This window comes from Sphingomonas astragali, from assembly GCF_051400615.1.
Classification (GTDB): Bacteria; Pseudomonadota; Alphaproteobacteria; order Sphingomonadales; family Sphingomonadaceae; genus Sphingomonas.
Map to the genome: position 1 here is coordinate 325,051 of NZ_JBLFFH010000002.1, position 24,732 is coordinate 349,782.

Annotated in this window: 27 protein-coding genes and 2 tRNA genes; 13 read left to right on the forward strand and 16 right to left on the reverse strand. The window is 66.9% G+C overall.

Going from position 1 to position 24,732, the window contains the following annotated elements; genetic code table 11:
* The first annotated feature begins 44 nt into the window (after positions 1-44).
* From ACMGER_RS09840 to ACMGER_RS09850, 3 genes are all read left to right on the forward strand, one after another.
* The gene (locus ACMGER_RS09840; protein WP_436811974.1) at positions 45-386 is read left to right on the forward strand and encodes an FtsB family cell division protein; all 342 of its coding nucleotides are present in this window, start codon (positions 45-47) and stop codon (positions 384-386) included.
* Positions 387-500: 114 nt separating this feature from the next.
* Positions 501-1,553: a pyruvate dehydrogenase (acetyl-transferring) E1 component subunit alpha gene (gene pdhA / locus ACMGER_RS09845; RefSeq protein ID WP_436811975.1), complete on the forward strand. Its 1,053-nt coding sequence runs from the start codon at positions 501-503 to the stop codon at positions 1,551-1,553.
* Positions 1,553-2,974, forward strand: a complete 1,422-nt coding sequence (locus ACMGER_RS09850; RefSeq protein WP_436811976.1) for a pyruvate dehydrogenase complex E1 component subunit beta — start codon at positions 1,553-1,555, stop codon at positions 2,972-2,974. Before pdhA ends, ACMGER_RS09850 begins: the two co-directional genes overlap by 1 nt.
* 42 nt (positions 2,975-3,016) lie before the next feature.
* Here ACMGER_RS09850 and ACMGER_RS09855 read toward each other — a convergent pair whose 3' ends face one another.
* The 3 genes from ACMGER_RS09855 to ACMGER_RS09865 are packed head-to-tail and all read right to left on the reverse strand — an operon-like array spanning position 3,017 to position 5,465.
* Complete coding sequence (locus ACMGER_RS09855) at positions 3,017-4,351, reverse strand: pilus assembly protein TadG-related protein (protein WP_436811977.1); 1,335 nt, start codon at positions 4,349-4,351, stop codon at positions 3,017-3,019.
* Positions 4,348-4,869, reverse strand: a complete 522-nt coding sequence (locus ACMGER_RS09860; protein WP_436811978.1) for a TadE/TadG family type IV pilus assembly protein — start codon at positions 4,867-4,869, stop codon at positions 4,348-4,350. Before ACMGER_RS09860 ends, ACMGER_RS09855 begins: the two co-directional genes overlap by 4 nt.
* Complete coding sequence (locus tag ACMGER_RS09865) at positions 4,866-5,465, reverse strand: TadE/TadG family type IV pilus assembly protein (protein ID WP_436811979.1); 600 nt, start codon at positions 5,463-5,465, stop codon at positions 4,866-4,868. The genes ACMGER_RS09860 and ACMGER_RS09865 overlap by 4 nt, the downstream gene beginning before the upstream one ends.
* Before the next feature lie 39 nt (positions 5,466-5,504).
* On the opposite strand from ACMGER_RS09865, the gene ACMGER_RS09870 reads away from it, so the two are divergent.
* Positions 5,505-6,152, forward strand: a complete 648-nt coding sequence (locus tag ACMGER_RS09870) for a squalene/phytoene synthase family protein (protein WP_436811980.1) — start codon at positions 5,505-5,507, stop codon at positions 6,150-6,152.
* Positions 6,153-6,202: 50 nt separating this feature from the next.
* Positions 6,203-6,667 (forward strand): EF-hand domain-containing protein, encoded by a 465-nt coding sequence (locus ACMGER_RS09875; RefSeq protein ID WP_436811981.1) that lies wholly within the window; start codon positions 6,203-6,205, stop codon positions 6,665-6,667.
* On the opposite strand, the gene trmFO is transcribed toward ACMGER_RS09875, so the two are convergent.
* Positions 6,606-7,973 carry a methylenetetrahydrofolate--tRNA-(uracil(54)-C(5))-methyltransferase (FADH(2)-oxidizing) TrmFO gene (gene trmFO / locus ACMGER_RS09880; protein WP_436811982.1) on the reverse strand — a complete coding sequence of 456 codons (1,368 nt, stop codon included), beginning with the start codon at positions 7,971-7,973 and terminating at the stop codon, positions 6,606-6,608. The genes ACMGER_RS09875 and trmFO overlap by 62 nt on opposite strands.
* A gap of 41 nt (positions 7,974-8,014) precedes the next feature.
* Here trmFO and ACMGER_RS09885 point away from each other — a divergent pair, with 41 nt between their 5' ends.
* Entirely contained in the window at positions 8,015-8,713 is a 699-nt protein-coding gene (locus ACMGER_RS09885) for a lysoplasmalogenase family protein (protein WP_436811983.1), read from the forward strand.
* On the opposite strand, the gene ACMGER_RS09890 is transcribed toward ACMGER_RS09885, so the two are convergent.
* The 3 genes from ACMGER_RS09890 to ACMGER_RS09900 all read right to left on the reverse strand — a co-directional run bounded on the left by ACMGER_RS09890 (position 8,625) and on the right by ACMGER_RS09900 (position 10,111).
* Positions 8,625-9,044, reverse strand: coding sequence for a hypothetical protein (locus ACMGER_RS09890; protein ID WP_436811984.1), 420 nt, complete (start codon positions 9,042-9,044; stop codon positions 8,625-8,627). The two genes, ACMGER_RS09885 and ACMGER_RS09890, sit on opposite strands and share 89 nt — an antisense overlap.
* Before the next feature lie 56 nt (positions 9,045-9,100).
* Positions 9,101-9,478, reverse strand: a complete 378-nt coding sequence (locus tag ACMGER_RS09895) for a hypothetical protein (RefSeq protein ID WP_436811985.1) — start codon at positions 9,476-9,478, stop codon at positions 9,101-9,103.
* A gap of 90 nt (positions 9,479-9,568) precedes the next feature.
* The gene (locus ACMGER_RS09900; protein WP_436811986.1) at positions 9,569-10,111 is read right to left on the reverse strand and encodes a GbsR/MarR family transcriptional regulator; all 543 of its coding nucleotides are present in this window, start codon (positions 10,109-10,111) and stop codon (positions 9,569-9,571) included.
* 121 nt (positions 10,112-10,232) lie between these two features.
* Between ACMGER_RS09900 and ACMGER_RS09905 the strand changes: the two genes are divergently transcribed.
* Both ACMGER_RS09905 and ACMGER_RS09910 read left to right on the forward strand, forming a co-directional pair.
* On the forward strand, positions 10,233-10,637 hold the full coding sequence (locus tag ACMGER_RS09905; protein WP_436811987.1) for a VOC family protein: 405 nt from the start codon (positions 10,233-10,235) through the stop codon (positions 10,635-10,637).
* The gene (locus ACMGER_RS09910) at positions 10,612-11,043 is read left to right on the forward strand and encodes a DUF488 domain-containing protein (protein WP_436811988.1); all 432 of its coding nucleotides are present in this window, start codon (positions 10,612-10,614) and stop codon (positions 11,041-11,043) included. Before ACMGER_RS09905 ends, ACMGER_RS09910 begins: the two co-directional genes overlap by 26 nt.
* Here the strand turns inward: ACMGER_RS09910 and ACMGER_RS09915 are convergent.
* The 3 genes from ACMGER_RS09915 to gyrA are packed head-to-tail and all read right to left on the reverse strand — an operon-like array spanning position 11,040 to position 14,831.
* A complete protein-coding gene (locus ACMGER_RS09915; protein ID WP_436811989.1) occupies positions 11,040-11,774 on the reverse strand; it encodes an SGNH/GDSL hydrolase family protein in 735 nt (244 codons plus the stop codon). The genes ACMGER_RS09910 and ACMGER_RS09915 overlap by 4 nt on opposite strands.
* The gene (locus tag ACMGER_RS09920; protein WP_436811990.1) at positions 11,740-12,084 is read right to left on the reverse strand and encodes a DUF952 domain-containing protein; all 345 of its coding nucleotides are present in this window, start codon (positions 12,082-12,084) and stop codon (positions 11,740-11,742) included. The genes ACMGER_RS09915 and ACMGER_RS09920 overlap by 35 nt, the downstream gene beginning before the upstream one ends.
* On the reverse strand, positions 12,081-14,831 hold the full coding sequence (gene gyrA, locus ACMGER_RS09925) for a DNA gyrase subunit A (RefSeq protein WP_436811991.1): 2,751 nt from the start codon (positions 14,829-14,831) through the stop codon (positions 12,081-12,083). Before gyrA ends, ACMGER_RS09920 begins: the two co-directional genes overlap by 4 nt.
* A 229-nt stretch (positions 14,832-15,060) precedes the next feature.
* On the opposite strand from gyrA, the gene ACMGER_RS09930 reads away from it, so the two are divergent.
* On the forward strand, positions 15,061-16,341 hold the full coding sequence (locus tag ACMGER_RS09930) for a hypothetical protein (RefSeq protein WP_436811992.1): 1,281 nt from the start codon (positions 15,061-15,063) through the stop codon (positions 16,339-16,341).
* 39 nt (positions 16,342-16,380) lie between these two features.
* Here ACMGER_RS09930 and ACMGER_RS09935 read toward each other — a convergent pair whose 3' ends face one another.
* On the reverse strand, positions 16,381-16,842 hold the full coding sequence (locus ACMGER_RS09935; RefSeq protein WP_436811993.1) for an Lrp/AsnC family transcriptional regulator: 462 nt from the start codon (positions 16,840-16,842) through the stop codon (positions 16,381-16,383).
* 245 nt (positions 16,843-17,087) lie between these two features.
* Here ACMGER_RS09935 and ACMGER_RS09940 point away from each other — a divergent pair, with 245 nt between their 5' ends.
* The 4 genes from ACMGER_RS09940 to ACMGER_RS09955 all read left to right on the forward strand — a co-directional run bounded on the left by ACMGER_RS09940 (position 17,088) and on the right by ACMGER_RS09955 (position 20,098).
* Positions 17,088-18,836, forward strand: a complete 1,749-nt coding sequence (locus tag ACMGER_RS09940) for a histidine kinase dimerization/phospho-acceptor domain-containing protein (RefSeq protein ID WP_436811994.1) — start codon at positions 17,088-17,090, stop codon at positions 18,834-18,836.
* A gap of 2 nt (positions 18,837-18,838) precedes the next feature.
* On the forward strand, positions 18,839-19,855 hold the full coding sequence (locus ACMGER_RS09945; protein WP_436811995.1) for a polysaccharide deacetylase family protein: 1,017 nt from the start codon (positions 18,839-18,841) through the stop codon (positions 19,853-19,855).
* Positions 19,856-19,884: 29 nt separating this feature from the next.
* Positions 19,885-19,960: transfer RNA gene (locus ACMGER_RS09950), tRNA-Ile, on the forward strand.
* Positions 19,961-20,021: 61 nt separating this feature from the next.
* Positions 20,022-20,098, forward strand: a tRNA-Pro gene (locus ACMGER_RS09955).
* A 155-nt stretch (positions 20,099-20,253) separates the two neighbouring features.
* Here the strand turns inward: ACMGER_RS09955 and ACMGER_RS09960 are convergent.
* From ACMGER_RS09960 to kdpB, 5 genes are all read right to left on the reverse strand, one after another.
* Positions 20,254-20,763, reverse strand: coding sequence for a hypothetical protein (locus ACMGER_RS09960; RefSeq protein ID WP_436811996.1), 510 nt, complete (start codon positions 20,761-20,763; stop codon positions 20,254-20,256).
* Positions 20,760-21,038 (reverse strand): helix-turn-helix transcriptional regulator, encoded by a 279-nt coding sequence (locus ACMGER_RS09965; protein ID WP_436811997.1) that lies wholly within the window; start codon positions 21,036-21,038, stop codon positions 20,760-20,762. The genes ACMGER_RS09960 and ACMGER_RS09965 overlap by 4 nt, the downstream gene beginning before the upstream one ends.
* A 295-nt stretch (positions 21,039-21,333) precedes the next feature.
* Positions 21,334-22,029 carry a response regulator gene (locus ACMGER_RS09970; RefSeq protein ID WP_436811998.1) on the reverse strand — a complete coding sequence of 232 codons (696 nt, stop codon included), beginning with the start codon at positions 22,027-22,029 and terminating at the stop codon, positions 21,334-21,336.
* An 8-nt stretch (positions 22,030-22,037) separates the two neighbouring features.
* Positions 22,038-22,619 carry a potassium-transporting ATPase subunit KdpC gene (kdpC, locus tag ACMGER_RS09975; RefSeq protein ID WP_436811999.1) on the reverse strand — a complete coding sequence of 194 codons (582 nt, stop codon included), beginning with the start codon at positions 22,617-22,619 and terminating at the stop codon, positions 22,038-22,040.
* Between the two features lie 10 nt (positions 22,620-22,629).
* Positions 22,630-24,660: a potassium-transporting ATPase subunit KdpB gene (gene kdpB, locus ACMGER_RS09980; RefSeq protein ID WP_436812000.1), complete on the reverse strand. Its 2,031-nt coding sequence runs from the start codon at positions 24,658-24,660 to the stop codon at positions 22,630-22,632.
* Positions 24,661-24,732: the final 72 nt, after the last annotated feature.

Below are 24,732 nucleotides of genomic sequence, written 5' to 3' on the forward strand. Positions count from 1 at the left end.
CCGGAAATGCTTGATTCGGCATAAGGACTAGGCGAGAATTAACCATGCCCGTTGCCGTTCGTCATCGCGCTCGCGCCAAATCGCCGGTCAACGCCCTGCTCCGGCGGGCGGGGTTGCCCGCGGCGGCGCTGATCGTGATGGGGCTGTTCGCCTATTACGCGGTGCTCGGCCCCAACGGCATCCTGTCTTACCCCGAATATTCGCGCCAGCTCGAGAAGCGGCAGCAGGAATATGCCGCGCTGGATAAGAAGCGCGCCGAGCTCAAGAACCGCGTCCGGCAGCTCGATCCCAAGCGCGCCAATCCCGACATGGTCGACGAGATGGTCCGCAAGGAGCTCAACGTCGTCCATCCGGACGAGATCATCATCCCGCTCGACAAGAAGTAACGAAAGTAACGATCGCGTCCGCGCAACATTCGTAGCGCGCGACCGTTGCAGGAGGCGCGTCAACGCGCCTATACGCCCGCCATCCTCCCCAACCGGAAACGAGGTTTCCTGACCGTGGCCAAAGCCCCCGCGCGCAAATCCGCCGCTCCCTCCTCTCCGCCGATCCCCAATCGCGAGCGCCCCGCCGAGCCGAAGCGATACGAGGCTTCCAAGGAGGAAATGCTCCAGTTCTACAAGGACATGCTCCTGATCCGCCGCTTCGAGGAGAAGGCGGGGCAGCTCTACGGCCTCGGCCTGATCGGCGGCTTCTGTCACCTCTACATCGGCCAGGAAGCGGTCGCGGTCGGGCTCCAGTCGGGGCTCAGCGACGCGGATTCGGTGATCACCGGCTATCGCGACCACGGCCACATGCTGCTGTGCGGGATCCCGCCCAAGGACGTGATGGCCGAGCTCACCGGCCGCGCCGCCGGCATCTCCAAGGGCAAGGGCGGCTCGATGCACATGTTCAGCGTCGAGCATAAGTTCTACGGCGGCCACGGCATCGTCGGCGCGCAGGTGCCGCTCGGCACCGGGCTCGCCTTCAGTCACAAGTACAACGAGGACGGCGGCGTCTGCCTCGCCTATTTCGGCGACGGCGCGGCCAACCAGGGCCAGGTCTACGAGGCCTTCAACATGGCCGAGCTGTGGAAGCTCCCGGTCATCTACGTGATCGAGAACAACCAGTACGCCATGGGCACGAGCGTGAACCGCTCGTCCGCGGAGGACCAGCTCTACCGCCGCGGCGAGAGCTTCCGCATCCCCGGCATCCAGGTCGACGGCATGGACGTGCTCGCCTGCCGCGGCGCGATCGAGGAGGCGCTGGCGTGGGTGCGCGCCGGCAAGGGGCCGCTGATCCTGGAGATGAAGACCTATCGCTACCGCGGCCACTCGATGTCGGACCCGGCCAAGTACCGCAGCCGCGAGGAGGTCCAGTCGGTCCGCGACAAGTCCGATCCGATCGAGCACGCCAGGCGCGAGCTCGAGACGATGGGTGTCAGCGAGGATGAGCTCAAGAAGGTCGAACAGGATATTCGCAAGGTGATCAACGAAGCGGCCGATTTCGCCGAAAGCACGCCCGAGCCGGAGCCCGGCGAGCTCTACACCGACGTTCTGGTGGAGAGCTACTGATGGCGATCGAGCTGAAGATGCCGGCGCTCTCCCCGACGATGGAGGAGGGCACCATCGCCAAGTGGCTGGTGAAGGAAGGCGACACCGTCAAGTCGGGCGACATCCTCGCCGAGATCGAGACCGACAAGGCGACGATGGAGTTCGAGGCGGTCGACGAGGGTACGGTCGCCAAGATCCTCGTTCCCGAGGGGACCGATGGGGTGAAGGTCGGCACCGTGATTGCGACGATCGCGGGCGAGGGCGAGGAAGCGTCCGGCGGTGCCGTTCCCGCGGGCCAGCCGGCGGAGACGTCGAAGGCACCTGCCGCCGACAAGCCGGCGGACCAGCAGGCCGAGCCGACGCCCGAGCCGAAGCAGGTCGAGACCGGCGCGCGCGCGATATTCGAAGCGGCCAGGCACGACGCCGCCAGCGATCCCGAGGTTCCCGAGGGCACCGAGATGGTCAAGCAGACCATCCGCGAGGCGCTGCGCGACGCGATGGCCGAGGAGATGCGCGCCGACCCGCGCGTGTTCGTGATGGGCGAGGAGGTCGCCGAGTACCAGGGCGCCTACAAGGTCACCCAGGGCCTGCTCGACGAGTTCGGGCCGAAGCGCGTGATCGACACGCCGATCACCGAGTACGGCTTCGCCGGCCTCGGCACCGGCGCGGCGATGGGCGGGTTGAAGCCGATTGTCGAGTTCATGACCTTCAACTTCGCGATGCAGGCGATCGACCACATCGTGAACTCGGCGGCCAAGACCAACTATATGTCCGGCGGCCAGATGCGCTGCCCGATCGTGTTCCGTGGCCCCAACGGCGCCGCCAGCCGCGTCGCCGCGCAGCACTCGCAGAACTATGGGCCCTGGTACGCCAGCGTCCCCGGACTGATCGTGATCGCGCCCTATGACGCGGCCGACGCCAAGGGCCTGCTGCGCGCGGCGATCCAGACCGACGATCCGGTCGTGTTCCTCGAGAACGAACTGCTCTACGGCCGCACCTTCGAGGTGCCCAAGCTCGACGATTGGGTGCTGCCGATCGGCAAGGCCCGCGTCATGCGGCCGGGCAAGGACGTCACCATCGTCAGCTATTCGATCGGCGTCGGCGTCAGCCTCGAGGCCGCCGAGATGCTGGAGAAGGAAGGCATCGACGCCGAGGTGATCGACCTGCGCACGCTGCGCCCGCTCGACAAGGCGACGGTGCTGACGTCGCTCGCCAAGACCAACCGCATGGTGGTGGTCGAGGAAGGCTGGCCGACCTGCTCGATTTCGTCGGAGATCGTTGCGATCGCGATGGAGGAGGGCTTCGACGACCTCGACGCCCCGGTGCTGCGCGTGGCGAACGAAGACGTGCCGCTGCCCTATGCCGCCAACCTCGAGAAGCTGGCGCTGATCACCGCCGACAAGGTGGTCGCGGCGGTGAAGAAGGTGACGTACCGGGGCTGATGCCGGGTCGGGCCCGCGCCGGTTGGCCGGCGCGGGTTCGGGTTATTGGGTGAGGTGAGCGGTCGCGACCGCCTTCTGGAACAGCGCGGCCAGAGCCGCGGAGATGTCGCTGTTGGTGGTGACCTCATAATAGAGACCGGGTGACGCGCATTGAATCAGCGGCGGGCTAATTTTGTCGGTAGGCTGCAGATATGGATTCTTGACGTTGGTAACCGACCATGGATCCGATGCGGATTCAGGGAGATATTCGGTATATAGCACTGCGATCCGAATGCCGCGCGCTTTCACGGTGTCGCAAAGGGATGTCGGCAGAGGACCGATCGCGCGATTGTTGATGTTGCCATTGACGGCCTCGTCCCGCATGCCGTCGGTAATGATGAATAGGAGCGCTTGCGGAGTGTCGCCAGGAATATTGGTGCCTTCACCAGGTGTAACTGGCATCGTGTCCAACGAACCGTTGAAGGCCACGGTAAAGCTGGTGTTCGTATCATTGTCGTTCTTGCCGCAAATACGTTGGCTTTGCCTGCAATAGGTAGGAACAGTCGCATCACTGGCATGTGCCTTGACCGCAGTTAGGTCTGCCGTCACATAGCTGCCGTCGACCGGCATTGTTGGATAAACCCGCTGGTAAGCAGCATGAAAGCTGCTGATGCCCATTCGATATTTCGCGCCGTTGTCGGCCGAGATCGATTTCGCGACATCGGTCAGATCACCTACGGCCTTGTTGACGAGATCGGTGCGCAGAACGAGATTGTTCTTTCGCGCGATCGAGTAGTTGTCGGTCGTGGACCCGGTGATGTGACAGGCAAAGGCACAACCACCCGTCTTGGCTGTCATTGTATTTAGAGCGGCGGTCGTCGCTGGCAGCAGCATCGATTGCGACATGTCCAGCAGCAGGTAAAAATCGATATTCGGCGCCTGCGATGAGGTCGCGCTTGACGTGCCGCCGATCGTGGTCGTCACCATCTTGAGCAAGCCACCGAAGGCGTTCTGTGATTGGGCTGTATAGGAGACCACAGCAGTGCGCGTGTTGCTGGCGCCGACGGTGCCGGTGATCGCCACCGTGACGTTGGCCGGATCATAGGTCAGCCCCGGCAATGTGGACACCTGCGAGGTGAAGAACGACTTGGCGACGACCTTCACGTCGTCGTTGGTCCTCTCCATCATCGGCTTGCTGACGGCCAGCAGCGCGGCGGCGTCCGCTGCGGCGTTCATCTTGGTCTGGAGTCTCGCCGCGCGCGAATAGTCCACGACCATGCCGGTCGCCAGGGTCAGCGGGATCGTCGCGAAACCCATGATCATCAGCACATTGCCGCGGCGATCGAGAAGCAGCCGCCGCCACAGCGCGGCGATCGCGGAAAAGCGCGTGCGGGTCATGACGATCTCATCTTCACTAGGTTGGAGGCGCGGGGCCCCATGATGATCTGGTCGTGCATGTTGATCGTACCGATCAGGCTCGCCGCCACGATCGGATCGTAACGATAGTCGATCGCGGCGACGATCACGTAGGTATCCGGCTGCTTGATCTCGGCCGGCAGGTTGAACGCGCTGCCTTTCGACAGGCCGCTGACGTTTTTGCCCTGACTCCAGTCGACGGTGGCGACGAGCTTGTCGTCGATATGGATCTGGGAGACGGTGATCTTGCTGGCCGCGATGCTGTAGGGCGCCAGAACCTGGGCGCTGGCGTTGAGGATCGTCTGGACGTCATTCTGGCTTACCGAGGTGAACTGGCTCGTAAGATCGGCGACGGTCTTCGTCGTAGTGGTCACCTTGCGATAGGCGGACACGGCGTCGCTGAACTGATAGGAGCCGACGAGCAGCAGGATGAGGAAGGGCAGCACCAGCGCGAACTCGGTCAACGCGACGCCGCTGCGATCTTCGGCGAGCCGGGTCATTCGATATAAGGCTCCGTCTTGAACACGGAGACCGCAACAAGCAGCCGCTTTCCGTTTGCGGTGTTCGCCAGGTTGAAGCCGAACGGCGCGCTGAGTTCCGGCCAGAGATACATGATCTTGACGACGTTGATCGCGCCTTGCCCGCCCGGCTTGAACTCCCAGCTGTTCTTGACCGTCCCGTCGGAATTGTAGGTGATCGTCGGCGGCGACGTGTCGATGCCGTCGAAGCTGGTCGCCTGCCGCACATCGATCATCAGTTTCGCGCAGTCCATGAAGGACGGGAGCTTCGCGCAGACATTGGTCTTGAACTGCGACGCGGTCAGGCCGCTGCGCTGCACCTCGCCAGTGATCATCTGACGGACCGTCTTCTCCGCCGTGGTTTCCAATACCTGCTGGGCGAAGAAGGTGAGGCTGATCTGCAGGACGGCGACCATCAGCGCGGCGAACGGAGCCGCGATCAGCGCGAACTCGATCGCCGAGGCGCCGCGGCGATCGCGCACGATGCCGCCCGCCGCGCGGCCCATGCGCGGCGGCGGCCTCCGCCAGAGGGTAATCGTCTGCTGCCCCGGTTTGCCCATCGCACCGTGATATCGCATGGGCTTGCTTAAGAATTTCCCAAAGGCTGGAGGCGGCGCATGATGCGGGAAACGGGCATGTCGCCCGATGAGGCTGAGCGGCGGCTTGCCTTGGCCTATGCACCTCGCGAGCGGCGGGCCGCGATGGCTGCGCTGTTCGCGCTCGACGATGCCCTGGCGTCGGTCCTGCGGACGACGCGCGAACCGATGGTCGGACAGATGCGCCTCACCTGGTGGCATGATGCTCTGATCAGGCTCGACGATGCACCGCCGCCGGCCGAGCCGGTCCTGCAGGGGCTGGCGCGCGACGTGCTGCCGCTCGGCGTGACTGGCGCGGCGCTCGCGGAGATGGTGGCGGGATGGGAGGAGTTGTTCGAGCCCGATCCGCTCACGGACGACGCGATCGAAGCCTTTGCCAAGCTGCGTGGCGGATGCCTGTTCATGGCGGGCGGCGCGGCATCGGGCGATCCGCTGGAGGCAGCGGGAACGGGCTGGGCCCTGATCGATCTGGCGCGCCATGCCCGCGACGCGCGGCTTGCGGAACGTGCGCGCGCGCTTGCCGCGCCGCATCTCGCTCGGGTGAGCACAGTGCGCTGGAGCCGCGCCAATCGCGGCTGGGGTGCGCTCGCCCATCTTGCGCGGTTCGACGAGGCGAAACCCCTGCGCCGGGTCGGACGCGCGCTCTGGCATCGAGCGACTGGCCTCTAGCCGATATTCCCGATAGCTTCGCCGGAAGGGTCCTTTGAGGGGAGAGGGCGATGCTAAGATATCTGGCAGGCGTGGTGTCGGCATTGCTGCTGGTCGGGGCGGGAGTGTTCCTGTTCCGGTCGAGCGCCAGTCCGGAGGCGACGCCGGTCCCGCGGATGCTCGTCGCCGGCACGGCCGGACAGGATGCGCCCGCTGCCGAAACCGAACTGCCCGCGGCCTCAGCCAGGACGCGCGAAGAGAAACGCTTCGCGCGTTACGACAAGGACAAGAACGGCCAGGTCGCACGCGAGGAATATTTCGCATCGCGGCGCAAGGCCTTCGCGAAGCTCGACCGCGACGGCGACGGCAGGCTTTCCTTCGACGAATGGGCGGCGAAGACCACCGACAAGTTCGCCAAGGCGGACAAGGACGGCTCAGGCGTGCTAACGCCTGCCGAGTTCGCCGCCACCGCGGTCAAGCGCTCGCCGCAGCGACGGGTGCCGTGTCCGCCTCAGCGGCAGGACGAGGCGGATTGAGCCACGCCGCCAGCGCCGCGCGGGCGCGGTCGGTATAGAGGCGCTTGCGGTCCGCCTTCCTGACGCGGCCCTCGATCGGCGGGAACAGGCCGAAATTGACGTTCATCGGCTGGTAGGTCTCCGCCACCGCGGCACCGGTGATGTGATGCAGCAGCGCGCCGAGCGCGGTCTCGGGTGGCGGTGGCACAAGCGGCCGGTCCAGGATCTGCGCGGCCGCAAAGCGCCCCGCCAGCAGACCGATCGCGGCGCTTTCGATATAGCCCTCGCACCCGGTGATCTGCCCGGCGAAACGGATGTTGGGGCGTGTCTTGAGCCTTAGTGTCGTGTCGAGCAGCTCGGGCGAGCGGATGAAGGTATTGCGATGGAGGCCGCCCAATCGTGCGAACTCGGCCTTCTCCAGGCCAGGAATGGTGCGGAACACGCGCACCTGCTCGGCATGGCGCAGCTTGGTCTGGAAGCCGACCATGTTCCACAGCGTGCCCGAGGCATTGTCCTGGCGGAGCTGGACCACGGCATAGGGCCAGCGGCCGGTGCGCGGATCGTCGAGCCCAACGCCCTTCATCGGCCCGTAACGCAGCGTGTCGACGCCGCGTTCGGCCATCACCTCGATCGGCATACAGCCCTCGAAATAGGGCACGCCCTCCCATTCACGGAACTCGGTCTTCTCGGCGGCGAGCAATGCGGCGTGGATGGCGAGATACTGGTCCTTGGTCAACGGACAGTTGATGTAGTCGGTGCCGTCCCCCTTGTTCCACCGCGACTGGAACCAGGCGGCGTCCATGTCGATCGAATCGCGATGCACGATCGGCGCGATCGCGTCGAAGAAGGCGAGGGCATCGCTACCGGTCGCGCCGGCGATGCTCGCCGCAAGCGCGGGATCGGTGAGCGGACCGGTGGCGACGATGGTCGGGCCCGCCTCCGGCAGGCGTTCGATCTTCTCGCGGACGATCTCGATATTGGGATGCGCCTCGAGCGCGGCAGTGACGCCCTCCGAAAAGCCGTCGCGATCGACCGCGAGCGCCGAGCCGGCCGGCACGCGGTGCCGATCGCCCTCGGCCATGATCAGCGAGTCCAGCGTCCGCATCTCCTGATGCAGCAGGCCGATGGCGTTGTTATCGGCATCGTCGGATCGGAAGCTGTTCGAGCAGACCAGCTCGGCAAGGCTCGCGCCCTGATGCGCCGGTGTCGTCCCGCCGCCGCCGCGCATCTCGCTGAGCCGCACGCGCACGCCCGCCTGGGCGAGCTGCCACGCCGCCTCCGACCCCGCGAGACCGCCGCCGATGATATGGACCTGATGCTCGAACACGTTACCCAATGCGCTGCGAAGAGGAGCCGGACACTATAGGCATGAGCATCGGCGCAGGACAGACCCGATACCGCTGGGCGTTCGCGGCGGCGCTGGTGGCGGGGGCGGGCTACTTCGTGGCGACCCGGACGGGAGTCGACGGCACGGCGCTGATCGCCTGGAAGGGCGCCGGCGTCGGACTGCTCGCGCTGTGGGCGGCACTCAACGCGCGGAGCCATGACGGCCGGCTGATCGCGGCGGTGCTGGCGCTGGGAGCGCTCGGCGACGTCCTGCTGGCGGCGGTGGGGCTGACCGCAGGGGCGCTGGCGTTCCTCGCCGGCCATGTCGTCGCGGTCGTGCTCTATCTGCGCAGCCGCGCGCGGCCGTGGTGGCTGATGGTGCCGGCCGTGGTGCTGGCGCCTTTGGTCGCGGTCGTTCTCGCGGCCACGCCCGGTGCGGGGATCGCGCTCTACGCGACGGGCCTCGGCGCGATGGCGGGAGCGGCGCTGATCAGTCGCTTCCCGCGCGTCGTGGGCATCGGCGCAATGCTGTTCGTCCTCTCCGACTGGCTGATCTTCGCGGAGATGGGGGCGCTTGCCGGATCACCGCTTCCGGGCCTCCTCATCTGGCCGCTCTATTTCGCGGGCCAGGCGATGGTTGCAGGGGGCGTGGTCAGCTTTCTCGCGGGCGAGGCGCCCATACCAGCCAGTGACGGCAGAACAGCGCGGCGATCGCGCCGGTCATGGCGAGGGCGAATATGAATGGAGCGTCTTCCCGGCCGATCGGCACCAGCGGAATCCAGCCGGCGGCCATCGCGGCCCCCGCAAGTGCCCAGGCGACAGGAAGCTGAACCGCGGGGTTGCGCTCACCGAGCCAGCCCATCGCCATCGTGCCGATCGTGACCGGGATGAAGGCGACGATCGCTCCGATCACGGCGGAAAGCGGGAGGATCAGCAACGCGGGCATCAGGTTCGGGGTGGCCGCGACCGGTCCCGGCGAGGCCACCACGGTAGCCGCCGCCAGGTTTGCGACGAACACCGGACCCGCCGTGATGGTGGCGACGGCGCACCCGGTGAGATTCCGGAAGGCCATGATCCAACTCCTTCGATGGCGGGAAAGGCGGGCAGGGGGTGCCCGCCCGACCGGGCTCACGCGATCGCTTCGGCCTTCCCGCTCTCGGCGAGCCAGCCGTTCACCTTGCGTCCGAACTGCGCGATCGCGCCCATGTTGAAGAAATGCATCGCGCCCAGCACTACCACCGCGAGGCCGACCTTGCTGCTCAGGAAGCGGATCGCGTCGGTGATCGTCGTCGGTTCCTTGCCGAGGCTCAGCGTCAGGGTGATGAAGCCGATGTTGACCAGGTAGAAGCCGACGACCAGCAGGTGATTGGTCGACCGCGCCAGCTCGGCGTTCTGACCGAAGCACTGGATCAGGAACACGATGCCGTTGCGGCTCAGCGTGCGCGCAACCCAGATGGTGATGGCGATGGTGATCGCGAGGTATAGGGCATAGACGGTCTCGACCATGGAAGGTCTCCTTCAGGGATTTCGTGGCTTCTGTAATTTCCGAAGGATTGAAGCGGGCATCAGGGCGGGTGGGGCATGGCCGATCTCCCCTCAGTCGGCTTTCCGGCCGGGAATGAAGCGCGCCACCTTGCCGCCGAGCTTCATCAGCGCGACGAGGGTGGGCTTGGGCAGCACGCGTACCTGATCGTACCAGCTGGCGAGCGTGTCCATGAATTCGTGCATCCGCGTGATGCGATCGCGCAGCACGGGCGGGGCGGACTCGTCGGCCTTGAGCCGCTCGGCGAGGATGGCGAGATGGGCGATGGTGGGGTCGATCTCGCGCCGCTTGCGCTCGGCGACGATGCGGGTGAGCATCTCCCACAAATCGGTCTCGGCGACGAAATGGTCGCGGCGGTCGCCCTCGACATGGACGCGGCGGATGATGCCGTAGCCCTGCAGCTCCTTGAGCGCGGTCGAGATGTTCGACCGGGCGAGCGTCAGCCCCTCCACCAGCGCGTCGGCGGTGAGCGGCCGGTCGGCGAGGTAGAGCATCGCGTGGACCTGGCTCACCGAGCGGTTGACGCCCCAATGCGTGCCCATTTCCCCCCAGTGAAGGATGAAGGCGCGGGCGTCGGGATGGTCGAGCAGGTTCATGTCTTCTCTTTCTGTAAAAGCAGAAATAACGGATATGTAAGGTGCCGTCAATCGCATTTTGGCGCCTTGGCGTAACCTTCTCCGGGTAAGCGCGTTGGGCGCGTGGAAGAGGGACCCGGACATGCTCGACCATATCGGCCTCGCCGTCAGCGACATCACCCGCTCGCGCGCCTTCTATGAGGCGGCGCTGGCCCCGCTCGGCATCCGGACGATCCGTACCGAGACCAACACGCTCGGCAACACCGCGGTGCTGATGGGTGACGGCGAGATATTCTTCGTCATCGCCGATGGCGAGACGGTCAGCGATGCCTTGCACGTTGCCTTCGGCGCCGAGACGATCGAGGCGGTCGACGGCTTTCACAAGGCCGCGCTCGCCGCCGGCGGCCGCGACAATGGCGCGCCGGGTATCCGCCCGCAGTACGAAGGCCGCTACTATGCCGCCTTCGTCCTCGATCCCGACGGGATGAACATCGAGGCGGTATGCCATCTGGAGCGGACCGGTGACGATCTACACCATCGGCTATGAAGGGGCGACGTTCGATGAGGTCGTCGTCGCGTTGAAGCGTGCCGGCGTCGAGCAGGTGATCGACGTCCGTGCGCTCCCGCTGTCGCGCCGGCCGGGTTTCTCCAAGTCGGTACTGGCCGCCAGCCTGGCCGAGCAAGGCATCGGCTACGTCCATTTGAAGGCGCTCGGAACGCCAAAGCCCGGACGCGACGCCGCGAAGAGGAGCGACCGCGCGACGCTGGAAGCAGTCTATGCCGGTCAGCTCGCGTTGCCGGAGGCGCAGGCGGAAGCGGCGCGGATGCGGGCGCTCGCGGCGGAGAAGCGCTCGGCACTGCTCTGTTTCGAGCGCGATCCCGCGGTGTGTCATCGTACCCTGCTCCTCGCCGCGGAGGGGCAGGGGATGGCAGTGATCGACCTGTTCGCCTAACGCCTCAGCGCCTTGGCGATCGCCGCCTCGGCGATCGGGCGCATGATCGCATAGCCGGAGGCGTTGGGATGGACGCCATCCGCAGCGAGCCCGGGCTTCATCGATCCGTCCGGAGCGGTCATTGCCGTGTGGTAATCGGCATAGACGAGGCCGTTCGCGCGGGCGTAGGCGCGGAGCCAGCGGTTGAGCGCGACGATCCGCTGCGCCGGCCGGACGCCGGGCCGCCAGCGGAAGGCGCCGGCCGGGAGCACGGAACCGATCACGACGCGGACGCCGGCCGCACGCGCCTGCTGCACCATCTTGCGGATCTCGCGCTCGGTGTCGGCCTGGGTCATCGGCCCGGTATTGCCGGCGATGTCGTTGGTGCCGGCCATGATGTGGACCACCGCCGGCCTCAGGGCCACCACGTCCTGGGCGAAGCGGAGGCTCATCTGCGGCGTGGTCTGGCCGCTGATGCCGCGGTCGACGTGGCCGGGCGTGAAGAAGCCGGGATCGGTCCTGATCCAGCCCTCGGTGATCGAATCGCCCATGAAGACGACGCGGACCTTGGTCTTCGCGGCGAGCAGCGCCCGATTGTCGGCGCGATAGCGGCAGAGCCAGCCGAAGTCGGCCTCGCGCGACCATTTGCCGTCGGCCGGGCAGGTCGCCGGCGCCGTCTGCGCAGGCGCGGCCGCTTGAAGGGAGAGGATCGCGGCGCTAGCCGGCAACAGGAAGGCGAACCGAACCGTCATCGTCACGCTCCAGCGGAGAATAGGCGATCACCGCGTCGAGCGGCAAAGGCCCGTAGAGGTGCGGGAAGAGCTGGCCGCCGCGCGATTCCTCCCAGCGGATCGCTTCGCCCAGCGCCTCGAGGTCCACTGCGGCGACGTGGAGATGCTCCTGCCCTGCGAAATGCCTGTCGACCGTCTCGGTGAGCTGCCGCGCCGTCGACAGGTGGATATAGCCATCGGCGAGATCGACCGGCGCGCCGGCGAAGCTGCCGCCCTGCTCCAGCGCCGCCATCTGCTCGGCGGTCAGCACCTTGTAGGCGGTCACGGTCACTCGCCGCCCTCGGGGCCGGCGGCCAGGTCCTCGCCGGTGTCGGCGTCCGGGGTCGGGGCGCCGACAGTCGGACCGTCGGCCAGGTTCGCCTCGGCGTCTTCCTCGCTCTCCTCGATGCGGGCGGCGGAGACGACATGCTCGTTCTCCGCGACGCTGAACAGGCGCACCCCTGCCGAGCCACGGCCGATGACGCGGAGGTCGCCGAGCGGGATGCGGATCAGCTTGGCCTGATCGGTGACGAGCATGAGCTGCTGCGCCTTGGTCGCCGGGAAGCTGGCGACGACGGGGCCGTTGCGGGCGATGTTGTCGATGTTGGTGATACCCTGGCCGCCGCGGCCGGTGCGGCGATACTCATAGGCCGAGGACAGCTTGCCGTAGCCGTTGGCGCAGACGGTGAGGATGAACTGCTCGTGCGCACGCAGGTGCTCGAAGCGGTCGAGCGGCATGTTGGGCTCACCGTCGCGCTCCGCCTTCCACGGAGCATAGCGCAGATAATCCTCGCGCTCCTCCTGCGTTGCGCCCGAACGATGGAGAATCGACAGCGAGATCACCTCGTCGCCGTCCTTCAGCGTCATGCCGCGCACGCCGGTCGAGTTGCGGCTCTGGAACTCGCGCACGTCGCTGCCGGGGAAACGGATCGCCTTGCCCTGGCGCGTCGCGAGCAGCACGTCGTCGTTCTCATCGAGCAGCGCGACGCCGATCAACCGGTCGTCCTCGTCCTCGCCCTCGAACTTCATCGCGATCTTGCCGTTGGAGGGCACGTTGGTGAACGCATCCATCGAGTTGCGGCGGACCGAGCCCCGCGCGGTCGCGAACATGACGTGGAGCTTGCCCCATTCGTTCTCGTCCTCGGGCAGCGGCAGCACGGTCGAGATCGTCTCGCCGCTGGCGAGCGGCAGCAGGTTGATCATCGGCCGCCCGCGGGTGTTGGCGCCGCCCTCGGGCAGGCGCCACACCTTCATGCGGTAGACCCGGCCCAGCGTCGAGAAGAACAGCACCGGCGTATGCGTCGACGTGACGAACAGCTCGGTGACGACGTCCTCCTCCTTGGTCGCCATGCCGGCGCGGCCCTTGCCGCCGCGGTTCTGGGCGCGGAAGGTGTCGAGCGGGGTGCGCTTGATATAGCCTTCGAGCGTGACGGTGACGACCATGTCCTCGCGCTCGATCAGGTCCTCGTCCTCGATGCCGTCGGCGGCGGCGGCGATCTCGGTCCGGCGCGGGGTGGCGAACTGGTCGCGCACCTCGATCAGCTCGGTGCGCATGATCTCGTAGAGCTTGGCGCGATTGGCGAGGATCTCGAGGAACTCGGCGATCGAGCTGGCCAGCTCCGCCAGCTCGTCGCCGATCTCGTCGCGGCCTAGCGCGGTCAGGCGGTGGAGGCGCAGGTCGAGGATCGCGCGGACTTGGAGCTCGGACAGGCGATAGCTGTCGCCCTCCACTTCGGCCTCGACCGCCTCGACCAGGCGGATGTAGGGCGCGATCTCGGCAACCGGCCATTCGCGGGCGAGCAGGGTCTCGCGCGCAGCGGCCGGGTTCGGCGAGCCGCGGATGATCCGCACCACCTCGTCGAGGTTGGTGACCGCGATGACGAGGCCGAGCAACAGGTGCGCGCGCTCGCGGGCCTTGGCGAGCTCGAACTTCGAGCGGCGGGTGATCACTTCCTCGCGGAAGCGGACGAAGGCCTCGATGATGTCGCGCAGGTTGAGCAGCTCGGGTCGGCCACCGCGGATCGCGAGCATGTTGGCCGGGAAGCTGCCCTGCGCCGGCGTATGGCGCCACAGCTGGTTCAGCACCACCTCCGGCGTCGCGTCGCGGCGCAGGTCGATGACGATGCGCACGCCTTCGCGGTTCGATTCGTCGCGGATGTCGCTGACGCCCTCGACGCGCTTGTCCTTGGCGGCTTCGGCGATCCTCTCGACCAGCGCGTTCTTGCCCTGCTGGTAGGGGATTTCGGTGAGCACGATCGAGCGGCGGTCGCCGCGCTGCTCGAAATTGTGGCGCGAGCGCACGATGATCGATCCGCGCCCGCCCTCATAGGCGGAACGGCAGCCCGAGCGGCCGAGGATCAGCGCACCGGTCGGGAAGTCCGGCCCGGGGACGATCTCCATCAGCTCCTCGGTGGTGATCGCGCCATTGTCCATGTACGCGAGGCACGCGTCGATCACTTCGCCGAGATTGTGCGGCGGGATATTGGTCGCCATGCCGACCGCGATGCCGCCGGCGCCGTTGACGAGCAGGTTGGGGAAGCGCGCGGGGAGGACCGATGGCTCGCGCTCCGATCCGTCGTAGTTGGGGACGAAATCGACGGTATCCTTCTCGATGTCCTCGAGCAGCGAATTGGCCACCTTGGCCAGCCGCGCCTCGGTGTAGCGCTCGGCCGCGGGCGGATCGGGGTCCATCGAGCCGAAGTTGCCCTGGCCGTCGATCAGCGGCACCCGCATCGCCCAATCCTGCGCCAAGCGCGCGAGCGCGTCGTAGATCGCCTGATTGCCGTGCGGGTGGTACTTACCCATCGTGTCGCCGGTGATGCGGGCGCACTTGCGATAGGAGCGGTTCCAGACGTAGCCGCTTTCCTGACAGCTCCACAGGATGCGGCGGTGGACGGGCTTCAGGCCGTCGCGCACGTCGGGCAGCGCGCGCGCGACGATCACGGACATGGCATAGTCGAGATAGCTCGACTTCATCTCGTCGACGATCGAGATGGGGGTAATGTCGGAAGGGTCGGCGAGCAGCGTCTCGTCGGTCAAGTTCTGATGCTTTCAGGAATGTTGCAATGTCGTGTCGGCTCTAGCGACCGGCGAAGGCGCCAGCAACCCCCGCGCGCGTACACGCGCGTGCGCGCGAGGAACCGATCCGTTCAAAAGCGGTTCAGCGCGCGGAGGGCAAGTCCGGTCGGTCAAACGCTTGAACGGCGCGGGGCCCTTGCCTAGAGCGGGACGATTTTCCCGACAGAGGCCCGCTAGAGGAGACCTGATGATGAAGCTGATTTCGCACGCCGCGCTGGTTGCGGTCCTGACCGCCGGCGTCGCGGCTACTGCGGTGACCACGCCTGCCGTCGCGCAGAAGAAGAAGGAAAAGGACGCGGGGGCGCCGCAGCTCAACCTGTCCGAGGCGATCCGCAAGCCGGTCTCCGAGGCGCAGGCCGCGATCGCCGCCAAGGACAATACCACCGCGATGGCCAAGATCGCCGAGGCCGAGGCGATCGCCAAGACCGACGACGACCGCTATGTCGTCAATGCGCTCAAGCTGCCGATCATCGCGCAGGGCCAGGACCAGAATGCGCTGCTGCCGGTGCTCGATGCGCTGATCAGCAACCCCAAGACGCCGCAGACGGACCTGCCGCGCTATAATTATTTCCGCGGCGCGATCCCCTTCCAGAACAAGAAGTACGCCGACGCGCTGCCGTACCTCACCAAGGCCCGCGACCTCGGCTATCAGGACCAGAACCTGGCACTGCAGATCGCCCAGTCGATGGTCGAGACCGGCAATGTCGCCGGCGGCGTGGCCGAGATCGACAAGGCGATCAAGGCCGAGGAGGCCGCCGGCCGCAAGGCGCCGCAGGACTGGTACAATTATGCGGTCGCCAAGCTCTTCACCACGGGCCAGAAGGGCGAGACCGCGGCCTGGCTGCAGCGCTCGGTCAAGGCTTATCCGACGACGGAGAACTGGCGGAAGGTGATCCTGGTCTATCGCGACGGGCGCGAGGCCAAGGGCGGTCAGCCGCTCGACCGCAGCCAGCGGCTCGACCTGTTCCGCCTGATGCGCGCGACCAAGGCGCTTGCCGACCAGAGCGATTATCTGGAATATGCCAATCTCGCCTATCAGGCGGGCCTTCCCTATGAGACCAAGGCGGTGCTCGACGAGGGCAAGGCGACCGGCAAGATCCCGGCCACCAACGCCACCGCCACTCAGCTTCTCAGGGACGCCCAAGCCGCCATCAAGTCGGATGCCCCGCTTGCGACGATCGAGAAGCAGGCGAGCACCAGCGGCAAGGCTGCGATGAGCGCGGGCGACGTCAACCTGGCGCTCGGCAATTATGCGAAGGCGGTCGAGTTCTACAAGCTGGCGCTGTCGAAGGGCGGCGTCGACACGTCGGAAGCCAATCTCCGCCTGGGCCAGGCGCTGACGCAGGCGGGCGACAAGGCCGGCGCGCGGACGGCGTTCCAGGGGGTGACGACGGCGCCGCGCAGCGAGATCGCCGGCTTCTGGACCAACTGGATGGATCTGTCGCCGGCAGCGGCAGCGACCGGCGCCTGATCGGCAGAGACGGGGGCGGCCGCCGGACGGCCGCCCCGTTCACAGCACCGGGATGCCCGGCAACGCCTTCGAGGTGCGGATCGTCAGCGACGTCTTGACGTGGCTGACGTTGGGCGCCGGGGTGAGCTGCGTCGTCAGCAGCTCCTGGAAGGCGCGGAGATCGGTGGCGACGATCTTCAGGATGAAATCGATCTCGCCGTTCAGCATGTGGCATTCCCGGACCTCGGGGATGTGCGCGACATGCGCCTCGAACGCGGCCAGGTCGGCTTCGGCCTGGCTCTTGAGGCTCACCATCGCGAAGACGGTGATGGTGTAGCCCAGGCTGGCGGGATCGAGCGCGGCATGATAGCCGCGGATCGCCCCCTCCTCCTCGAGCGCACGGACGCGGCGGAGGCATGGCGGGGCGGTCAGGCCGACCCGTTCGGCGAGCTCCACGTTGGTCATCCGGCCGTCGTCCTGGAGCAGCGACATGATCTGCCGGTCGATCCGGTCGAACGCCATTCGTGATTGCCCCCCGATGATTGTTGCCGAATCAGCGCGACCAGCAATAATAAAATTTCACGCGAACGCAATTGTTCGACCCTGACAACACGCAATTTATCGCCTGCGACTTGCCGAAGATTACAGGACGGCTGGACTGTGCCACATTGCGACGTCCCAAAATGCGCCGTTCCTACGCGCCTGGCTGCTCATTAGAGATTTATTACGACGCGCGCTTCCACCAACCGGCGCGCGCAGGGGACCGAGTGCGCTTCGACGATATTCTCGATACGGTGCTGGCAGCCGGTCTCGATACGCCGACCGCGGCGCAGGCAGGATGGCGCCAGCTCGTCGACCTGGTCGCGCGGGGGCGGATTCCGGCGGATGCGCGTGCTATGACGGCGTTGATGGAGTTGAGGGATCAAGTGCCGTTGACGGTGCGGGCCGCGAGCGCGCGCGCGACGGCGGGCGCCCGTCCGCCGGCGGCGCTCGTCCGCCTGCTCGCGCTCGACGAGATCGCGGTATCGGCGCCCGTGCTGCGCTTCGCGACATTGCCTGCCGAATCGTGGATCGCGCTGCTGCCCGAATTGTCGCCGCAGGGGCGGGCGGTGCTGCGCCATCGCCGTGACCTCGATCCCAGGGTCGTGCGTGCGCTGGAGAGCTTCGGGCCGACCGATTTCGTGCTGCCGGCGGCGGATATGCCGTCGGCATCGGTGTTCCGTTTTGAGGCGGAGACCGCGACGTCCGGAAGCGGCGCGTCGGAGATCCACCTTTCTCGTCCTCCGCCCAACGATGAGTCCCTGTCCGGGATCGAGGCGCCGGAAGCTCCCACTCCCTCCGCGCCCGAATCCTTTCGTTCGGTCGGCGAGGTTGCGCAGGACCTGCCGGTGGTCGCGAGGGCCCGGCAGGAGCGCGAGGAACCCGGCGAGACCTTCCGCATCGCCGATGTCGTCGCACGGATCGAAGCCTATCAGCGCGAACTGGAGAATGTCGCGCGTCCCGCTGCCGCCGAACACGTCTCCGCTGCCGAGCACTTCGTGTTCGAAACCGACGAGACCGGGGCGATCCGCTCGGTCGAAGGCGTGGCGCGAGGTCCCCTCGTCGGGCTGTCTCTCGCCCATGCGGCTTCTCCGGGAGCGGCAGGTGTCGACGGGGCGGCCGCAGGTGCGTTTCGGCGGCGCACGCGTTTCGCCGAGGCGCATCTGCGCGTTGACGGACACGTCGACGCATCAGGCGAGTGGCGGATTTCCGGCACTCCCTCCTTCGATGGGCGCACGGGCCGCTTCACCGGCTATCGCGGCGAGGCGCGCCGCCCCCGGGCCGATCAACGGCCCGGCCGTGCGCCTCGGCCGGACGCGATGCGCCAGCTCGTTCACGAGCTGCGCACGCCGACCAATGCGATCGTCGGCTTTTCCGAGATGATCGAGCACGCGATGCTGGGCCCGGTGCCGGAGCCCTATCGGCATCACGCCCGGGCGATCCGTTCGGATGCGCAGGACCTGCTCATGGCGATCGACGATCTCGATACCGCCGCTCGTATCCAGTCGGGTGCGCTCGATCTCAGGCCCGAGCCGGTGGCGCTCGAACCGCTGCTGATCCAGATCATCGCCGATCTCGCTCCGCTCGCCGAGGCGCGTGCCGCGCGGATCGTGATCGACGGCGAACCGGGCGAGGCATTCGGTGACGGCGATGCGCTGCGGCGGCTGCTGGAACGGTTGCTGGCGACGCTGCTCGGCGCGGCCGGACCCGGCGAGAGGATCGTCGTACGCGCCGAAGAGGCGGGTATCCTGACGATCTCCCGGCCGGACGCCTTCGTGGGTCTTGCCGGCGACGCGCTGTTTTCGATCGACGATGAAGTCAACCCGGCTTCGCTTCTCGGCAGCGGCTTCGCGCTGCGGCTGGTGCGCAATCTCGCCCGCCAGATCGGCGGCAGCCTCGCAGTCGAGGACGACGCCTTGACTCTGCGCCTGCCCACGTCAGGACGCCAGACGGTGGACCAGGCGCGGCACAGCTGACGGTGAATGCGGGGGGAGCCTATTGCCCGCCGCTGCCCGCGCCGGGCGATCGCGTCCGGTGGCCCGCCGAATTCGGCCAGCGTTTCACCATCTTGGTCGACACCGAGGAGGAGTTCGACTGGAGCGCGCCGCTGGCCCGCGATGCGCGCTCGGTGCGCGCCGCCGCAGCGATCCCGACCGCCGCGCGCCGTTTTTCCGAGGCCGGAGCGGCGCTGACCTTCCTCGTCGATCATCCCGTCGCGACCGACCCTGCGTCGGCCGACCATCTGCGGACGGCGCTTGGCGAAGGATCTCATGCGATCGGCGCTCAGCTCCACCCATGGGTCAATCCACCATACGACGAGACAGTCAGTCCAAGGAACAGCTTCGCCGGCAACCTGTCCCACACGCTGGAGGCGGCCAAGCTCGACGTGTTGACTAATGCTATCACGAAGGCGTTCGGGCGGCCGAAGATCTATCGCGCCGGGCGCTACGGGATCGGTCCGGCGACGCTCGCGCTGCTGGCGGAGCGGGGTTATCGTTTCGACAGCTCGATCCGTCCGGGCTATGACTATTCGGGCGAGGGCGGCCCGAATTTCCTCGATCACGACAATCATGGCTTTCACACGCCCGAAGGGTTGATCGAGCTGCCGCTCACCTCCGTCTATACCGGCCGGGCCCGCAGCGGCGGGGCGGTATTGTACCGCGTTGCCGGAGCCGTTCCCAAGGGGCGCGGCTTTCTTGCGCGGACCGGCCTGCTGGCACGGGTGGCGCTGACGCCCGAAGCTATGCCGCTTGCGAACGCTCTGGAGGCTGTGCGGGTCGCCGCGGGGGAGGGGGTGGCGCTGCTCAACTTCAGCTTCCACTCGCCGTCGCTGGAGCCCGGACATACGCCTTATGTCCGCAGTGCGGAGGATCTCGCTGCGTTCTGGCGCTGGTGGGACGCGGTGCTGGCGCTGCTCGACCGGCTGGGGATTGCCTCCGCCGGTCTCGACGATCTTATCGCCGCGGCCGATGCGGCAACGCTTGCGCGCGTCTGACGCCGCCCTTATCGCAACGTGTCGCTGGCGGGCCTGTAGCTCAATGGTTAGAGCTGGCCGCTCATAACGGCTAGGTTGCGGGTTCGAGTCCTGCCGGGCCCACCAGCGCGCCGGATGAGGCGATGGCTTGGCCGAACCGCCATCCCTCGCTAAGGGCCGATCACGTCGGGGAGTAGCGCAGCCTGGTAGCGCATCTGCTTTGGGAGCAGAGGGTCGCAGGTTCGAATCCTGTCTCCCCGACCACTTACCGCCGTTAGCCGTCCTGACTACGCTGGACTGCGATTTCAACCAATTGCGGTCGGACGTCTGGAAGTGGCCGCAAGCGGACTATCGGCTTAAGGAACTCGATCCGGAATAACCGACGCCGGTCGATTTTTTATTATCGGCGATTCTGCAGGTCAGTCTTCGTGGTCCGCGGCCGGTCGTGGCTCAAGCCAACTGGCGATCCAGGTGGGCAGGAGCGTGCTAACTCCTTGAATCCCGAAGCCGAGATTGAACCAGTCCATGAATTTCTGTGGGTGCCAAAGCCATGGAACGCCTGCACTAGCCATGTAGAAGCAACCAAGCGTAACTATCATAGCGAGCACGACGCCCGAGATGGCGTGCGCGCGAGCCTTCACCATTAGCTCGCGCTCATCCAGCGGCTGGTTCACAGTCGCCGTGAATCGCGGCCCCAAGGCGCGAAGCAAAGCCGCGGCAACGATTGCGCCATAGAAGATCAGCCATCCGATCAGAAAGTCGGCGTCGATCCCAACTCCCGTCTTGGCCATCAGCACATAGCCCACGATCAGGGCCGCGATCACCAGCAGCGGCGTCCAGCGGAAGGCGCGCGGCTGCATCTTCATGAAGACGATGCGATCGAGCCGCGTCGCATAGACGAGGCGGTCCATTTTCTCGAGCAGGGTCATAGCGGTCGTTCTCCGGCCGCGGCGGCGCGGCGCAATGTATCGGCGACAGATTCGAAAGCGCGAAAGGAAAAGAGCAGCTCGATCGGCACGTCGAAATAGGCCGCGATCTTCATCGCGAGCTCCAGGCTGGGCTTGTAGTCGCCTCGCTCGAGATAGCCGATCGTTTGATTGTTCACGCCCACCGCCTCGGCAAGCTCGCGGCGGGACACGCCGCGCTCAGCCCGGAAAACAGCAATACGATTATATAAGTTTGTCATACGGTCGTCGCGAATCAAAGTATATATGTTGTGTTTACACAACGATTTCCATCGCGTCAACGGAGTTGAAACAGCGTAATCGCAGCAGGAGCTGGAAAATGAAGGCTTGCGATCCATCGAGGCGACGATGGCTTTCGGGATACCGCGCAAAGAGCGCGAAGGTCTGCAAATGGGCTCGCTCCTGCCGGGCCCACTGTGTTTAGGCTGCTTGCAGCCATCGGTGTTCGACTTGCCCGATTTCCTCCAGTCTGCGCAGGAGTTCGGCTGTCGGCGCCTCGCACAAAGTTCTATAAGACTGCACGAAGGCCGACCATTATTCCGCCGTCGAGCGCAGGCGGTAACCGACCCCCGGTTCATTGACGATCAGCCGCGGGCGTGCCGGATCGGCTTCGAGCTTCTGGCGTAGGTTCCGCACCACGATTCTCAGATAGTCCACATGCGTCTCATGCGCCGGTCCCCAGACGGTGCGGAGGAGATGGGCGTGGCCGATCACGCGGTCAGGGCGCTTGGCGAGTTCGGCCAGCACCTCATATTCCTTCGGGGAGAGATGGATCTCCTCGCCGGCGCGAAGGACGCGGCGATGGACGAGATCGATCTCGACCTCGCCGGCGGTGACACGGTCGCGCTCGGCCTGGGTTGTCAGGCGATGCCGAAGCGCGGTGCGGATGCGTGCGAGCAACTCCTCCGTATCGAACGGCTTGGTGAGATAGTCGTCGGCGCCGAGATCGAGCGCGGCGACCTTCTCCGCGGTATCCTCGCGCGCGGAGACGACCAGCACCGTCGCCTGCGAGCGCGTGCGCATGAGCTGGATCAGCTCCAGCCCGTCGCGGTCCGGGAGACCGAGGTCGAGCAGCACTGCCTGCGGTTTGTCGATGTCGAGCAGCGACAGGCCTTCGCGTGCGGTCGCCGCCTCCGCCACCTCATGTCCCGCGCGTTCGAGCGCAACGCGGAGCAGGCGGCGGATGGCGGCGTCGTCCTCGACGATCAGGACTTTGGTCGGCAGAACCATGCCCCCTGTTACGGGCGCGATGCCAGTCGGTCGAGCGCGCGATTGAGTGCGAGAACATTGACGCGCGGCTCGCCCACGAAACCGAGCAGCGGATATCGGGTCTCGCGCGCGATCAGCTGGCGCACCGCGTCCACCGGCATCCCCCGCGCCTTGGCGACGCGCCCGGCCTGGAAAAAGGCCGCCTCGGGGCTGAGATCGGGATCGAGCCCCGAGGCGGAGGCAGTCACCAGATCGGCGGGAACCGATTGTCCTGGTGAGGAGGTGTTGGCGGCCAGATCGGCCTTGACGCGATCGACGAGCGCCTGGCTGGTCGGGCCGAGGTTCGAGCCCGACGAGGCGAGCGCGTCATAGCCCTTGCCGGCCGCGGACGGCCGCGGGTGGAAATAGCCGGGCGCGGCAAAGGCCTGACCGATCAGCTCGGAGCCGATGACCTTGCCGTTCTCTCGGATCAGGCTGCCGTTCGCCTGGTGGGGGAAGACGAGCTGGCCGATGCCGGTCAGCACCACCGGATAGGCGAGGCCGAGCAGCGCGGCGAAGAGGAGCGTCAGCACGATCGCCGGACGAAGCGCGGTCTTGAGGTCTGTGAGCATGGGTCTGTCCTCAGGCGAGGTGAAGGCCGGCAACGGCCAGGTCGATCAGCTTGATGCCGACGAACGGGGCGACGAGGCCGCCGAGGCCGTAGATGGCGAGGTTGCGCGCGAGCAGCGGGCCGGCGCCCATCGGCTTGTAGGTGACGCCCTTCAGCGCGAGCGGCACCAGCAGCGGGATGATCAGCGCGTTGAAGATGATCGCGGAGAGGATCGCCGACTGGGGGCTGGCGAGCTCCATGACGTTGAGCACCCCGAGCCCTGGATAGAGCGCGACGAACATCGCCGGGATGATCGCGAAATATTTCGCGACGTCGTTGGCCACCGAGAAGGTGGTGAGCGCGCCGCGGGTCATCAGCAGCTGCTTGCCGAGGCCGACGATCTCGATGAGCTTGGTCGGATCGCTGTCGAGGTCGACCATGTTGCCGGCCTCGCGCGCGGCCTGGGTGCCGGTGTTCATCGCCACGCCGACGTCGGACTGCGCGAGGGCGGGGGCGTCGTTGGTGCCGTCGCCGCACATCGCGACCAGCCGGCCGCCCTGCTGCTCTCGGCGGATGAGGGCGAGCTTGTCCTCCGGCGTCGCCTCGGCGAGAAAGTCGTCGACCCCGGCCTCGGCGGCGATCGCGGCGGCGGTGAGGGGGTTGTCGCCGGTGATCATCACCGTGCGGATGCCCATACGGCGCAGCTCGGCAAACCGCTCGCGCACGCCCGCCTTGACCACGTCCTTGAGCGCGATTGCACCGAGGAGATGGCCGTCCTTGACCACCGCGAGCGGCGTGGCGCCGGCGCGCGCGATCTCGTCGGTGACGCGCTTGAGCTCGGCCGCCTGCGGGGTATTGGCCAGCGCCGGCACTGCCCTCAGGATCGAATCGACCGCACCTTTGTGGATGAGCGCGCCGTCGATCTGCACGCCGGACAGGCGGGTCTGGGCGGTGAAGGGGATCACTGTCGCATCGGCGGGCAGGGTGCGGGCCGGGATCGCGTGCCGCTCACGGGCGAGGGTGACGATCGAGCGGCCCTCCGGCGTCTCGTCGGCGAGGCTGGCGAGCATCGCCGCGTCGGCGAGCACCGCGGTGTCGACGCCGGTGAGCGGGCGGAACACGCTCGCCTGGCGGTCGCCGATGGTGATCGTGCCGGTCTTGTCGAGCAGCAGCACGTCGATGTCGCCCGCCGCCTCGACCGCGCGGCCCGATTTGGCGAGCACGTTGAAGCGGACGAGCCGGTCCATGCCGGCGATGCCGATCGCCGACAGCAGCGCTGCGATAGTGGTCGGGATCAGCGTGATCAGCAGCGCCGCCAGGATCGCCACCGGCACCTGGCCGCCGGCATAGCTGGTGAAGCCCGGAATGGTCGCGACGGCGATCAGGAATATGATGGTGAGCCCGACCAGCAGGATGGTCAGCGCGATCTCGTTCGGCGTCTTCTGCCGCTCGGCGCCCTCGACCAGCGCGATCATGCGGTCGAGGAAGCCTTGACCCGGCTCCTGCGTCACGCGCACCTTGATCCGGTCGGAGATGACGCGCGTGCCCGCCGTCACCGCCGAACGGTCGCCGCCCGCCTCGCGGATCACGGGGGCGCTTTCGCCGGTGATCGCGGACTCGTTGACCGAGGCGACGCCCTCGATCACCTCGCCGTCGGCGGGGATGAGATCGCCGGTCTCGACCAGCACCGTCTCGCCGCGACGGAGCAGGGCGGCGCCGACCATCTCCCAGGTCTCGCCGGAGCCGGTCAGGCGCTTGGCCTGGAGCTCCGACTTGGTGGCGCGCAGCGACGCCGCCTGGGCGCGGCCGCGTCCTTCGGCCAGCGCCTCGGCGAAGGTGCCGAACAGGACGGTCAGCCACAGCCAGACGATGAGCTGCGCCTGGAAGCCGAACGGCAGATTTTCGCCGCCGATCAGGAGCAGGGCGGTGAGCAGCAGCGCGACGACCGCAGTGGTGAACAGCACCGGGTTGCGGATCAGCTCGCGCGGGGAGAGCTTCCTGAAGGCATCGCCGATCGCCGGAACGACCAGGCTCGCCGAGAACATGGAGGTGGGTGCGGTCATTTGAGATCTCGCTTGAACCCCTCTCCCGTTGGGAGAGGGAGGGCCCCGCTCGGCGAAGCCGAGTGGGAGGGT